Annotated in this window: 16 protein-coding genes; all 16 read right to left on the reverse strand. The window is 58.4% G+C overall.

Translation table 11 applies throughout. The annotated features are described in order from the left end of the window. Window positions 1-223: 223 nt before the first annotated feature. Complete coding sequence (locus tag VN622_14195; GenBank protein HWR37009.1) at window positions 224-1,219, reverse strand: phage tail tube protein; 996 nt, start codon at window positions 1,217-1,219, stop codon at window positions 224-226. A gap of 3 nt (window positions 1,220-1,222) precedes the next feature. After that, on the reverse strand, window positions 1,223-1,453 hold the full coding sequence (locus VN622_14200; GenBank protein ID HWR37010.1) for a hypothetical protein: 231 nt from the start codon (window positions 1,451-1,453) through the stop codon (window positions 1,223-1,225). 10 nt (window positions 1,454-1,463) lie between these two features. Continuing rightward, window positions 1,464-1,937: a hypothetical protein gene (locus VN622_14205; GenBank protein ID HWR37011.1), complete on the reverse strand. Its 474-nt coding sequence runs from the start codon at window positions 1,935-1,937 to the stop codon at window positions 1,464-1,466. After that, window positions 1,934-2,437 (reverse strand): hypothetical protein, encoded by a 504-nt coding sequence (locus VN622_14210; GenBank protein ID HWR37012.1) that lies wholly within the window; start codon window positions 2,435-2,437, stop codon window positions 1,934-1,936. Before VN622_14210 ends, VN622_14205 begins: the two co-directional genes overlap by 4 nt. Next, window positions 2,434-3,069: a hypothetical protein gene (locus VN622_14215; GenBank protein ID HWR37013.1), complete on the reverse strand. Its 636-nt coding sequence runs from the start codon at window positions 3,067-3,069 to the stop codon at window positions 2,434-2,436. Before VN622_14215 ends, VN622_14210 begins: the two co-directional genes overlap by 4 nt. A gap of 88 nt (window positions 3,070-3,157) precedes the next feature. Beyond that, a complete protein-coding gene (locus tag VN622_14220) occupies window positions 3,158-3,352 on the reverse strand; it encodes a hypothetical protein (protein ID HWR37014.1) in 195 nt (64 codons plus the stop codon). Further along, a complete protein-coding gene (locus VN622_14225; protein ID HWR37015.1) occupies window positions 3,345-3,731 on the reverse strand; it encodes a hypothetical protein in 387 nt (128 codons plus the stop codon). Before VN622_14225 ends, VN622_14220 begins: the two co-directional genes overlap by 8 nt. Before the next feature lie 98 nt (window positions 3,732-3,829). Further along, on the reverse strand, window positions 3,830-6,223 hold the full coding sequence (locus VN622_14230) for a hypothetical protein (GenBank protein HWR37016.1): 2,394 nt from the start codon (window positions 6,221-6,223) through the stop codon (window positions 3,830-3,832). Window positions 6,224-6,304: 81 nt separating this feature from the next. Next, window positions 6,305-6,676 (reverse strand): hypothetical protein, encoded by a 372-nt coding sequence (locus VN622_14235; GenBank protein HWR37017.1) that lies wholly within the window; start codon window positions 6,674-6,676, stop codon window positions 6,305-6,307. 11 nt (window positions 6,677-6,687) lie between these two features. Then, complete coding sequence (locus VN622_14240; GenBank protein ID HWR37018.1) at window positions 6,688-7,584, reverse strand: hypothetical protein; 897 nt, start codon at window positions 7,582-7,584, stop codon at window positions 6,688-6,690. Next, on the reverse strand, window positions 7,581-9,125 hold the full coding sequence (locus tag VN622_14245) for a hypothetical protein (GenBank protein HWR37019.1): 1,545 nt from the start codon (window positions 9,123-9,125) through the stop codon (window positions 7,581-7,583). The genes VN622_14240 and VN622_14245 overlap by 4 nt, the downstream gene beginning before the upstream one ends. Next, the gene (locus VN622_14250) at window positions 9,122-10,636 is read right to left on the reverse strand and encodes a terminase family protein (protein HWR37020.1); all 1,515 of its coding nucleotides are present in this window, start codon (window positions 10,634-10,636) and stop codon (window positions 9,122-9,124) included. Before VN622_14250 ends, VN622_14245 begins: the two co-directional genes overlap by 4 nt. Then, window positions 10,605-11,249, reverse strand: coding sequence for a phage protein Gp27 family protein (locus tag VN622_14255; GenBank protein HWR37021.1), 645 nt, complete (start codon window positions 11,247-11,249; stop codon window positions 10,605-10,607). Before VN622_14255 ends, VN622_14250 begins: the two co-directional genes overlap by 32 nt. Further along, window positions 11,249-11,572, reverse strand: coding sequence for a hypothetical protein (locus tag VN622_14260; protein ID HWR37022.1), 324 nt, complete (start codon window positions 11,570-11,572; stop codon window positions 11,249-11,251). Before VN622_14260 ends, VN622_14255 begins: the two co-directional genes overlap by 1 nt. After that, the gene (locus tag VN622_14265; protein ID HWR37023.1) at window positions 11,569-12,018 is read right to left on the reverse strand and encodes a hypothetical protein; all 450 of its coding nucleotides are present in this window, start codon (window positions 12,016-12,018) and stop codon (window positions 11,569-11,571) included. The genes VN622_14260 and VN622_14265 overlap by 4 nt, the downstream gene beginning before the upstream one ends. Next, window positions 12,015-12,288, reverse strand: a 274-nt coding sequence (locus tag VN622_14270) for a hypothetical protein (GenBank protein HWR37024.1), incomplete at its 5' end; no start/stop codon positions are given. The genes VN622_14270 and VN622_14265, both read right to left, overlap by 4 nt.

Genomic DNA, 12,288 nt, shown 5'->3' on the forward strand with positions numbered 1-12,288 from the left:
TCCTTGATCGCGACTGTACGCTCAGCCAGGTCCAGGGGAAGAAGTTCGCTGTTGCTCTGCATCAGAATTGCCTCCGTGTGATTTGTTCTGCAACCGGGCGAGGAGAGGATCCTCGTGGCAGGCACGGAGTTGATGCGCCTGCTCGGCCGCGAAGTGGATGCGACCGTTAGTGCAAGGCCTGAAACGCGCCGCCCCGGAAGGTTCCCGGAGACGGCGCACTTAATTACACGACCAGGAAAGCTGGGGTGCTGTTGGTCACGACCATTTGGAAGTAGTCGTTGACCCCGTTCTTAATCACCGCGTTCTCGTCGCTTTCAACTTGGTATACCCGCTCAGTTCCGTTCATGCCAAGTGCGCACGCCGATAGATACAGGCCCGGAAATTTGAGATTGCACTGCGCCGCCGCGCCAGAGTTAGTGTTGATCTGTAGCTCCTGCAGCGTGTCGGCGAGGTACAGAGAGCGGATGTCGTCAGCGGCCGGCATGGCGATGACCAGGCTCACGCTCACGCGCGGAATGCCGCGCTTTGTGAACGTGGCGTACAGACCGTGACCAGGCGCGCGATGAATCTCCAATCCCTGCGATACCTTCACGCTCCACTGGCGCACACGTTCCTTAATTGACGCCGGTGCGCCCGGAGCGCCCAACAGAATGTCCGTGTCGCTTCCGAGCAACAGTTGTTCATTTGTGAGGGGCGGGAGTGCGGCAATTGCAACCTCGGTGAAGCGACCGCTTCCCATCAGCGTCGCCGAGCCCGTTACAGGACCTGTTTCCGCTCCACTCAACTCAAATTCAGCAATCGCTAGATCGGGATACTTAGTCTTGATGCCGCCGCCGTCCTCGACGTACACGGTCGTGACTGCAACGATGTTTGACGTGGTGTCGAAGGTGAATGTGTGCGTATAGGGAGAAGGGCCAACAACAACTACCTTGCCCATGCCCCATGCACCAAGCCAACCAGCAATGAAATCGTTCAACTCGAACGGAAACTTGAAGCCGGTGTCTTGTTTGACAACCTTGCGCTGCGTTGGGAAGACGTGGCCTTTGCCGGCCTTGTCGGCGTCGGTGTACCACTCCTTGCCGATCGTACCTTCCGCGCCGGCGTCGAAAGAAATGTGCTGTGTGAGTTTTGCGTCCAGCAATGCGGTGCCATACGCCCCTTGTTTGTGTGGGCTCAGGACCAGGTTACGGACATCAACATGTTGCGGCTCGTACGGCATCGCTTAAGCTCCTTCCTCGGTGGAGTCAACTGCCAACTCAAACAGCGGCTCGCCAGACTCGTTGACTTCGTTGCTCAAAACCTTCGCCCAGTCGAACGAGCGCGTCACACGCTGCACTTCGCCTGGCGTGAATTCGAACGCATACCTGCTGCCGTACATCCGCAGCGTGCCTTCCCCGGCGCGCTCGATCCCGGAGGCGCTCAGCCTCACATGAACCATTTCTTCGCCAGCCATCTCATCCTCCTTAGTAATTGATCGGGTAAACAACGACCTGGTGGACGAGCTCGCAATAGTGCACCAGCACGCTCCCGATTGTTCCCGATGTCTGCGTTCTTACCTTCGTTGGTCCAGAAAAGAACACCGTGCCGTTCAGCTTGCGGTTTACCTTCAGCGCCGCGCGGACCTGCTCAATCAGAATGCGGAACGTCTTTTCCGACGCATTGTCCTCCACTACGCTCATGTATCCCCTGATCAGCAGATTGTGGAGGTCCTTATTCGTACGTACCTTGACGTCGGCCGAGTCAGTGTTTTCGCGCGTGACATTCCAAAAGCGAACATCAGTCGTCGCATCGTTAACGAATAGGGTTTTGAACTTCGCTTCGTCATTCACATAAGCGACGTGGTCCTGCACATTGCCAACGTTCGGAACCGTTTTAATGACCTTTACAACCTCGGCGATTGCGAGTTCCAGTGCGTCGCTACCGTCTTCTGCGCTCACTGTCTGCCTCCGAAGCCTGCTGTTTGCAACTGCGTGGCAATCTCACGCTCGAAGATGCCTGTCGCCTCAGTCTGTAACTGCTTGTGTGAGCGATCGAACATAAACTTTCCCTTAGTGCCGCGCTTCGCAATCGTCTTCGCAATGGCAAACGCGATCGACAATGCCTCCTTCTCGCTCGCCGGACTGAAGCGCTGCTTAACCCAAGGCAACAGCATGGAAGGCGGAGGAAAGTGCGGACGTGTTCCGGTTTCCACCGGTGGCGCGTACACGTCTGCAGGTGGCTGCGAAAAAACGGTAGCCTTCATCATTCCCTGGACGCCGCTATATTCGGCCGTGATAGCGTTTGCGAGCACGCCAGAGGCAACTGGCGCGTTAGCTGAGACCAGGGCGACTCCGCGCTCACCAGTTTTATGCAGGCCGTTGACGATGCCGGCATGGATAGCTTCGCGCAGCATGCCAGTGGCTTCCTGTAGGCCAGTAACTTTGATCGAGTAGTTCATCTGGTTTTCCGCCCGTGCGTGAGCCGATCGCCGCCCCACCCCATCATCACGTCCACGTCGCCCATTGCAATTGCAGGACCTTGTGTCGATCCGCCGTTCGTTGCGCCATCACCCTCGGCGATCCCCATGTGGCCGAAGTACCGCTTGCGGAACTTCGTCGCGAGCGCGAGCGCCTCTTGACCTTTCGTGCGGTAGCTAACGGAGTCAGCTTGAAACGACGCATCACCTGTTTGCAGGTATGCGGCGGCGAGGATATCGAAACACAGTGAGGCAGCGAGATCCGCGACTGCTTCGAAGTCTGGCTCTGGAACGGTCGAGCCGTCATTCTTGTGTCTGGCCGTCCAGGTAATTCGCGCCTGGTCGCTGGCGGACAGCTGCATCGAAGTGAACATGATCTTGCGTCCGCTCGGCGCACGGTAAAGATCAAACTCGACAGCTTCGAGCGTCGTTGGAGGTATGTTTCCAATCGGATGCTCGATTGAGCGGATGGAAGAAAAGCTCTCCTCAAATTGCTCACCATCGCTGCCCTCTGGCAAGGGTGCAAGGGATGAGCCATCGCCGGCGACGTCTGTAACCACCAGCATAGGACGGTCGAGCGAGTACCTTTGCGCGATGGCTTGGCGAAGCAGCATCCTTGTCGGCAGCAGCGAGCTTCCCAGACGTATCCTTCACGCGTTGGTCAACTTCAGTCTGGAAGTCGCGGAATGTTCTCGCCATCGCTCAACCTCGAATCAGTTTCAAAGCTTCATGCACGACGTTGTCGAAATATGCCTTCGCGTCGCCGCGTCCACGAAAGTATTCAAAATTCATGACATCGCTGTGTTGATAAATCGGCGAGTGCGCCAGGATGCCTTTTTCCGTCAGCACCCGCTCGATCGCTTTCAGCTTCTCAGCATCGTCGATTGCGCTAGACATCCTGCGCGATGATGCTGAGAGTCACGAGCCCGTTTGTGGACGCTGTACCGGGAACCGTCGTCACGTCCACGGTGATCACATCGCCAGGCTCGAACGGCAATCCCTTTGGGTGTCCGGACGCTGCTGCGGGAGAGGCGCGAACGTATTTCGTCGCCGAGCCCTGGGCAATCTGGAGAGCATTGGCGGCCATGATCGACGCTCCGCCCTTCTTGACGTCTACAGTCGTGCTGCCCGACGTTGATCCGGTTGTCCCAAGCGACAGCTCAACTTCCTCAATGCGGCCGCGAAACTGAGCCGCCCAAGTCACCACGCCGGCGGCGACTGCGAGCGCACCGGAGATTGGCAGGTTGATCGTCGTACGCCGCAATCTTTCTGTCATTGCGAACTCCTTTTGAGTTTGTAAGGCGGCCGTGTTTCTGCCTCGTGAGGTCTGTTTCACGGCCGCCTGCGGTTCAGGTCCCAAGAGCCGGATCCGGACTACGCTACGACGTTCTTCCCAATGCCACGGAAGTCGATCACGTCACCGCCAAAGCCGCCCTTGACCTTGTAGACGATCTGGTCGTTCGTGAGCATCAGCCCGATGCGCGGATCGTTTGCGATGAGGATCTGCGGCTCCTCTACGCCATCGAGAAACGCGATCTCGATGCAAGGAGCCTCGTTCTTGTCCGCGCCGTAGTACCAGTCGTTCGCATCGGTCATCAGTTCGTTCACAATGATCCGTTCATTGTTGGCACCGAAACGATGGAAGAACGGGTTGGTGCCCTCGTTGTTCTGGTTGATTTGGATCGCCGTCTGCATCAGGTCGATCGGAACCACCAGCCACGCCAGGCGTAGGCCCAGGGGCTTCCCTGAATCCTTCTCGGTCTGCTTCATAAGGATGATTTCGCGGGCGGCGAGCTCAGTCGCGCTCAGCGCAGTTGAGCCCAGATTGTTGTGCGACGCGTGGAACAGCGCGACCGTATCCGCGTCATACGTCACGTTGTTCACCAGCAGGTTGGTGATGAACTGCTTGAGCGTGCGGCGATAGGCGCGCACGATCTTTCCCGGCCAGTTCTTCACCTTCTGGAGATCATCGTTGCGGATCGTCTCTTCAGAGATCGTCAGCAACCCGCCGCGCTTCTGCAGCACGTACTGGATCTTCTCGTCGGTCGGTTTCGCAAGTTCCGTGTATGGTCCATTTTCGGCGACGATCGGGATATCGCCGAAATAGCCGTCACGAACGCGATCCTGTGTCTTGAAATCGGAAATACCGTCAGCGACCGTGTACAGCTGGTCGATGCCGCCTTTGCCGACTTCGGCATAATCCTGAAGAGCGCGCTTCGTCATCGAGTTCGCCAGGATGTTCGGAAAATCGGTGCTTGCGACTGCCTCGCTCACCTTGAGGAATCCACCTTCAGCACCAAAGCGGCATTCACGATCGCCGGTGATGAAGCCATAGGCATCGCGGAGCCCACGGAAGGGTGTGACGCCCTTGCCCGCTGACTCCTTCACGCCAAGGAGTTGGTCCATCGCGAGCTGCACTTTGTCGGTCGAGTCGAGTCCGACGAGCACGGTGCCGTTTCCGCCGACGCGACCTACGTTCGAGAATGCGGCGAACGCGGTACGGACGCTGGTGATCTCCGCCTCGATCTCGGCCGCTTCGACAACGCGGTCCTTGAGGTGCGAACGGACCAGGTCCGCCGCCGGTACCGGCAGCTTTGCAGCAGCCAACATAGTGGCGACCAGTTGCGCGCTCTGGATCTTCTTCGCATCCGCCAGCACAGACTGAGCCTGCGCAAGAGCCGTTTGTACAACCGTGGACTCCGTGGCAGAGGCAGCAGCCGCTGTAGCCTGCGCCGGTAATGTTGCGATCGCTTCCGCGACCTTTGCGAGAAATTCAGTGTGCTTGTCTTCCGGCAAGTTCGTGAATTCCGTGTTCAACTCATCCGCGCTGGTGGCGTTCACCTTGCGGAGCGCCGCGAGCAGCTTCAGGATCTGTTCCTTCATCGCTCCATCTCCGTTGTTCCGGCCAGCGCCTTTCGGGCTGCCGTGATTTTCCCCGCTTGAAGCGAGGGAAGTTTTACGTACTGCGTCTCGCTGCATACGCGAGATCTCCGCGCGCACGGCCGCTGAAGCAGCCAGGCGAACGTTGTCCAGGAACTTGCCGCCTGCAGCCGCCTCGGCGCACAGGTCAACGCTGGTGAGCTTGGCGCACTTCGTCGCGTAGAGAACGTCCTCGCCGTTGATCTTCGCTTTACGGAATCCGAAGAATCCGAGGGCCGAGATGCCAAAGAGATCCAGCTTGTTCGCGTCGCGCGCGGCCGAGAGCATTGCCTGCAACTGAGTCTCGCTTTTAAGCAGGTGCAACTGCGCGATCGCCGCGTCGCCGCTCATCCCGCCGTTGTCGCACCAGCCTGCAGTGCGCGTGGCGTCAACCGCTTCGTTTTCGTCGGGCGCCGGATGTCGGCGTCCGAAGCGAGCGCCATTAACGGCCGCCGCAACTTCGGCTACCACTTCAGGCGGGAAGTACTGACGCAGCGGTTTGCCGTCGATGGCGACGTGTCCGTTGGCAAAGCCGGCCTTCATCACCTGAATCGAAAAGGTGAAAGGGTCATCAGCCGCCGCGTCGCGAGCGAGGAATACCGCCGCGTTCGCGACCGGAACGTAAGCTGTCTCGACCTCAACCGCGTCGCCCAACTGAATCTCTTCGTTTGTGTCAACGCTGTACGGGATCTGAAACAACTCGCCATCCGTGCCGCGCGCAATGACGTAATCGTCAAAGGTCTCGACGACGTAGTACTTCCACGAGTCGGTTGTGCCATTGACGGTGCCAAACTTTTTACGAACTGCTTCGTCAAGCTTGTTTTTCAGTTCTTCGAGCGACATTTCCATCGCGTCTCTCTTTCGCAAAGGGCGACCTGTTCAGGACGCCGGTATCCGTCACCCCTTGCATTTCTCCGGTGCGATGAAAAACTAGGCCGCTGGCTTCGTCGGCGGAGGAGGCGGAGGCGGAGGAACAGCAAAAGTGAACTTCTTGCCATCCGCAGTCACAAGCTTCAGCACCTCGGAACCCTTCGGAAATTCGCTCGCGTCGTTGTCGATCGCAACGACATCGCGCTTGAGTACCTGCCATGACTCAAGCTTCATCGCGGCTTCGTAGCTCTCCGGTTCTGGTACCCGGAGCATCCGGTTGGCTTCGCGGAGAGCTGCCGCACGCTGAGCCGACAGGTCATCGGGGAAATCGGTCTGCGCCTGCTTGAATGCCTGCGCGTATGTTTTGGTCCAGTTAGACCGTTGCGACTTCGGCAAGAAATGCGGTGCCGCTGGAACTTCAACGTTTGCCATCTCTTCTCCTCTCACGCCGCCGGCGTGACGCTGACTTTGATTCCGAGCGATTCCAAAAGCCCCTTCTGCGCCGAAGTCGCCTTAAGCGCATCGGAGCTGAAGTACGGACGTTCCAGGCAGTGACAATTGATCGTGTTTTCCGCCGAGCCTGCTGGATCGCGCGGGAACATCAACTTCTCACCACCTACTTCGAACGGCTGATTAACATCGACCACCTGCCCGCTCGCTTGCTGGTGATCGAACCTTGGCCTCTTTGCTGCGGGGATCCAGAGCCACTGCTTCTGCAGGTCGGGATGTGCTTGTGAAAGGTCTTCGAGCCGCGCTTGCGCCGACATCGAATGGACGCGAAGGATCTCGTTTACTGCGATAGCCTGGGCACGCTCTCCGATAGGGCCGAAGATGCCGTCGAACTTTCCGTTGCCGAGGGATCGGCCAACCTGCTCGATGATGCTGCTCATTGGCTGGCCACCAAGGAATGCGCGCTGGATCGCGGCGTTCACATTTGCCGACGCCGTCTTCGAAAGAGCTGTGACAAGGTCCGCTGTGTAGCCCTGCGCTATGCTGAGTGTCGTCTTCGAAACCTGTCCAAGAGGCATAGGCCCGAAGACAGCCTCCATCGGCTTGTTGACCGTTGCCGCGCCCAGTTTCGCGGCCGTAGCCTGCATGTTCCCGATGTCCTGGACGGCCACGTTCGCAAAATCGCTGAACGCTTGATCGATCGATACTTTGACCGCTCTCAGCTGCGCGCTGCTGAATCGCGAGGGGTCCATGCCTACCAGTTCGCTCGTGATGCGTTTACGCGCCTCGTCGAGCAGCTCCATCACGTTCTTCCGTGCTTGCGGAGTCAACGCACGGCTCTGCTTGATAAGATCTCGCACCCGCTCTGCAAACCGTTGCTGGGTGGTCACTGGACACCTCCAGCGCCTGCCGCAAGATCCAGCGCGTTCTTCAGATTGACCTGGGGATTTAGTTCGTCGATCTGCTGTGCCTGTTTATTGCTCGACTCCAGCTGTGCGGCCGCGTACTCGTCTTTGGACTCCACCTTGACGCCGAGTTGGGAAAGCATGATGTGGAACGCACGGGCAGCTGTCTCCCCTTGTATCCATCCGCGATCTTCCGCAAGAGCGAGGGCGCTGCCTGTCTGTGCGAGCGTCGCACCCGACTTCTGCATGTCGCGGATCAGTAGATCAGGGGCCTGAATATCAAAACCGCGATCGACGTCTTCGGGAAGTACACCGTGAGCGATTGCCTGGTCGATTACGAAATTCACGAGCGCCCGGACGATTCGCTTGATTACGTTCTGGCGCTCTGTGAGCTTCTTCCCCGTCGGGCCTTCCATCTCAGCAGCCGTGGAGCGGTTTGCATCTACGGGATCGGCAAAAAACATTGGCGGAAGGCCGATACCGCCGAGACCGTACTTCTTTACCATCTGCGCGGACTCGGCCATATCGGCACCTTTGAAATCCGGAGTCCTCGTCTCAAACTTCACGCCTTCGTTGTGCACCTGAACGCCGCCCTGCCGAGGCGGGTTCTTAGTCAGCTTCCTTGTGTACTCGTCTACGGCCTTCTGGTCCGCCCCGTTGAGAGTCACGTCCCAGATGAACGAGTTCAGCAGCCGAACCTTGTCGGCGAAATCGAAGATCATCTGGTCGAGCACGTCGATCCAGTCAGCCAGGCAGAAAAGATCGCTGATTCCGCGGCTCGCGCTCTTCGACTTGTTAACCGCGAAGTAGAAGCAATCGCCTACGAGCTGCCCAAAGCTTTCGGAACTGGAGTCTTCGTCCAGGCGAACGATGCGCAACCTGCGCGGTTCCTTCTCGAACATCCGTTGCTTCAACCGAACGGCAACGGGGAAGGAGATGTCAGTGTCGCCGTCTTGGGTCTGCAACCGGCCGTACTCAATGCAGTCGATGTCCTGGGGATCGATGTAGCCGAGACGTACCATGCCATCGACAGGATTGACCGCGACTGGAAGACAGAGCTCTCCGAACCTCGACAGTTCGTCCGAGTACTCCGACAGATTTTTTTCGATGTCGTTGATGCCGTCTGTCCAGAACCGCTTTACAACATCCTGGACGCGTTGGTCCTTGGCTATGACATCGAAGCCCTCGCCTACAACAAAGCTGGTGATGATTTCGACAATTCGCTTACCGAATGGCGTCGTGCTCGAGAGGTAGTAGCAGACCTGCTGCATCTTCTCGTGCATGAGCGGATTGAGGTCTCGGCGAGTTTTGCTGGACGTGATCCGCGTGGAGCGAGCATCTTCCGAATCGCCGAGCGCAAGCAGTTGCGGATTGAGTGCCTGTTGCGTGTTGGCTACTTTGTCCTCCGGCTTTGTGGTGAGCGACTCGTCCAGCGTGAGGTTCAAAGTTGTAAGGCTTGTGGCGAACACCTGGTGAACGTCACCGGCACGCATCGTCTCCCGCAGATTGAGAAGTGTCAGTCTCACCAGGCTCTCCTCTCGTGCGAGCGAGCGCCCACCGAGTACTCGCCGCCTGCGCGACGGCTGAGTAAATCGTGCTGAACTACTTCATCGCTCGCCTGTGCTGAGCGAACACCGAACTGCACATCTGCGGATCCGAGCGCTGCAGGCACCGTATTACGCGCCGCGAACTCGGCGAGAGCTGCCGCCCAGAAGCTATCAGCGTGGCTGTAGAGCTTCCGCTTCTTTCCGCCCGCAACTGCTCCGTCCACTTCAATGCGCGGCGCGTCGAAGCGCACGCCCGTGCCGGTCACTTCACGCTTGATCGCCATCAACTCCTGGCGAATATCTTTGTCGGCGGGAATGCGTTTCTTCCCGGCTTCAAGACGCTTCTTCAGCAGGATCGCGAGATCTGTCTTCAACTTCACGCCGGCATCATTGTTGCCGGCGAAGTTCACACCCATCACGCGTCCCGGATAGTCCTGCACCAGGTAATCGAAAAGCGCGATACCCATGCCAGTGCTGTCGATCGCGGTCCTCGTCGTAAGTCCGACCAGAGGAGAAAAGCTCTTGTGTTGTTGCGGGAACGGCATGCCGTGATACGAGATCACGCCGCGAGTCCAAGCGACGTCGCCGAGGTGCTCGTCAAGCCAGAGCACGCTCTTATCGCGATCGCGGGCGACGTCGAGTCCGCCGTAGACAGGCCCGATAGGAACGTACCCTTGCGGCCACATGATCGTCGCGCCATCGTCCTCGGCCGCCTGGATCAGATCCACGCCAATCCACGCGCCGACTGCTTTAAGGAACACACAAAGGAATTCCTGGGCGAAGGTATCGTCGTCCTTGATGCCCTCGCGCATCTCTTCGATATTGATGGGGCAGCCCTCTGCCACCGCGAGGTTCACATCCACCCAGTGCCCGGACCAGGGACCTTTGCGAACGGGATTGGTATCAGGAGCTACGCCGTCCACTAATCCGAGATCGCGAGCGAGGTCGAAAAACTTTCCTTGTTCGCCATTCGGTGTCGAGAGAACGTCGGCTTCATGCCCAAGAGCGAGCTGGCGCATCACGGCCGCCCAGATCGCATAGCTGTCCTGGTGGTGTGCGAACTCGTCGAGCACTGCGTCTCCGGGATAACCGCGTGCCGTACGAGGATTGGCAGGCAATGCAATCATGCGCGAGCCGTTTGCAAGCTGGAGGCGCGACTGTGTTTCGGAAGTCACCCCAAACTGGTCAACAAAAGGCTCCTCAAAGATTTCCGCGACCGCGCCCATCGCCTGGCGAATTTTCTGAACGTTCTCGACGAACTCGATCGACTGAGCTTTCGAAGCGCTCAACACCGTGACGGTGTGATTCGGCTTTTCGAGTAAGCGAAGGAGGCGCTTTCCTCCCGTTGCGAACGAGAAGCCGATGCGCGCGGACTTTACCCCAAGCGTGAAGCGTGCCTTGTCGTCGATCCACCGCTGCTGATAACCGCGCAGCTGGATTACGGGCGGCAGCGCCTCGCTATGCGGGCGGGAGCCCAAAGGTCCGCTCACGGATACGGTCGATGTCTTGCTTCGTGAGCTGCTGACCTTTTTCGAGTTTTTTGGCGGCGTCATTCGTTAATTTGTCCAGCTTCTGCTTCAACAGCTCAACGCGTGCTTGCTCGGTTTCGGCCTGCTTCTCCTGTATCTCCGCACGCTTTCGTTGCACTAGTAGTCGTCCGAGTTTGATCAGGTCGCCGCGTAAGGCCTTGCGGCTCCTCTCGTCGACGTTTTCAGTCAGTGCAAAGATCTGATCCGTGAGAGCGTTTGTTACGGCTGCGTCCAGGTCGCCGCGCTCGACGTGCGCAAAACTCTCAGCAACAGCGCGTGCTCTCTCAACTTCCAACTGCGATTCCTGTTGCACCTGCTCAACTCGCAGGTCATACCAGCGGTGCAAATTCGACTTCGGCAATCGCAGCCCAGGGAAGAGTTGCTGTATCTCCGGTGCGACCTTTTCCCATTCCTTCGTAAACGTCGGCGAGAGCGCTTCCAGCTCCAGCCAGGTGCGCCCATTCCTTGTGCGCTCGAACAGAATCCGGTCGTGCATCTCAGTTGGCAGACGATCGATGTTCAGCGGCTGCCGCGTGAGTCTTTTGTCGCCCGTCTTTGGTCTTCTCTTCGCCATCAGTCGAGCCGGATCGCGTCGTCGGTTGGAGGAGGACCCTCAACAAGGTCCGTGCCCTTCGGCTCGATCATGATTTGCGACATGGTTTCGCGATTCGTATCTTTGTCTCGCTGCGTTGTGTAACTCACATAGCCGCGACGCTTGAGATCCTGCAACACAGTCCGCACATCGTTCCGGCCAAGGTCCCACAGCAAACGGCGGAGTGCACCCCAGAGCGTGAGCGAGTCGAGGCGCGGCCTCTGTGCGCGGTGATTTGCATAGAGGATCTCAAGGACCTGGCCGCGCAGCCGCTTCATCTGTTCGGCGTCGAGAACGTCGTTCATGCTCCTGCACCTCGTGCTCGGTCTTCCATCTGCTGCGACAGTGAGACAACTAGGTTGTGTGTTTCTGATTGCTGCGCCGAGATCCGCTGCAGCGCGCCCGACATTGAATCCAACACCAGCTCTGTTTCCCTGGCTCGCTGATCATCCTTGTGCGTGAACTCCGTAACGGCCGTAGCGAGCTGCTGCTGCGCTTCCGCGTTCTTCTCGATCGCGCGCACACCGGCTTCGGCCCAGCGGTTCGCGTAAATCATTCCGACCAGGACAATCACAAACAACGGGCCCCACGTCGAGAGAACGCGAACGACGCTCTCAACAATCAACTTCGGCTCGGCGCGAAAAGCGGCAACGAGTAGGTACCCAACAATGCAGCCGCCGCTGGCCCCGGTGGTCATGAGCACCGATCTCAGCAATGCCGGGTTGCCATTGGCATTCGTGCTCAGTGTCATTCGGCTTTTTTCTCCGGCGCTGAGACGTATTCACCCGATGCAAACTGTCGGCGCAGTTCCTTAGCGAGGGCCTCTACATCCACCTGCGGAGCGACGAAATCGAACGACTGCAGCTCAGCGGTTGCACTCAATCCCGCGGAGCGCTCTTCTTTCGCTTTCGCGACGGCGTCGATGATTCCCTGGGCGACCAGCCGGCCGAGCGCATCACGCATTCCAAAAACCGCCAACGCGCTTGCGAGCATCGCGCCGGACTGGACCGCATCGAGGACT

It is taken from the genome of Clostridia bacterium (assembly GCA_035561135.1).
Classification (GTDB): domain Bacteria; phylum Acidobacteriota; class Terriglobia; order Terriglobales; family Acidobacteriaceae; genus DATMYA01.

Bases quoted from the DNA above. Each gene is read 5' to 3' on its own strand.
- VN622_14195 (HWR37009.1), bottom strand. From the start codon at position 1,219: ATGCCGTACGAGCCGCAACATGTTGATGTCCGTAACCTGGTCCTGAGC.
- VN622_14200 (HWR37010.1), bottom strand. From the start codon at position 1,453: ATGGCTGGCGAAGAAATGGTTCATGTGAGGCTGAGCGCCTCCGGGATC.
- VN622_14210 (HWR37012.1), bottom strand. From the start codon at position 2,437: ATGAACTACTCGATCAAAGTTACTGGCCTACAGGAAGCCACTGGCATG.
- VN622_14215 (HWR37013.1), bottom strand. From the start codon at position 3,069: ATGCTGCTTCGCCAAGCCATCGCGCAAAGGTACTCGCTCGACCGTCCT.
- VN622_14220 (HWR37014.1), bottom strand. From the start codon at position 3,352: ATGTCTAGCGCAATCGACGATGCTGAGAAGCTGAAAGCGATCGAGCGG.
- VN622_14225 (HWR37015.1), bottom strand. From the start codon at position 3,731: ATGACAGAAAGATTGCGGCGTACGACGATCAACCTGCCAATCTCCGGT.
- VN622_14230 (HWR37016.1), bottom strand. From the start codon at position 6,223: ATGGAAATGTCGCTCGAAGAACTGAAAAACAAGCTTGACGAAGCAGTT.
- VN622_14235 (HWR37017.1), bottom strand. From the start codon at position 6,676: ATGGCAAACGTTGAAGTTCCAGCGGCACCGCATTTCTTGCCGAAGTCG.
- VN622_14255 (HWR37021.1), bottom strand. From the start codon at position 11,249: ATGGCGAAGAGAAGACCAAAGACGGGCGACAAAAGACTCACGCGGCAG.
- VN622_14260 (HWR37022.1), bottom strand. From the start codon at position 11,572: ATGAACGACGTTCTCGACGCCGAACAGATGAAGCGGCTGCGCGGCCAG.
- VN622_14265 (HWR37023.1), bottom strand. From the start codon at position 12,018: ATGACACTGAGCACGAATGCCAATGGCAACCCGGCATTGCTGAGATCG.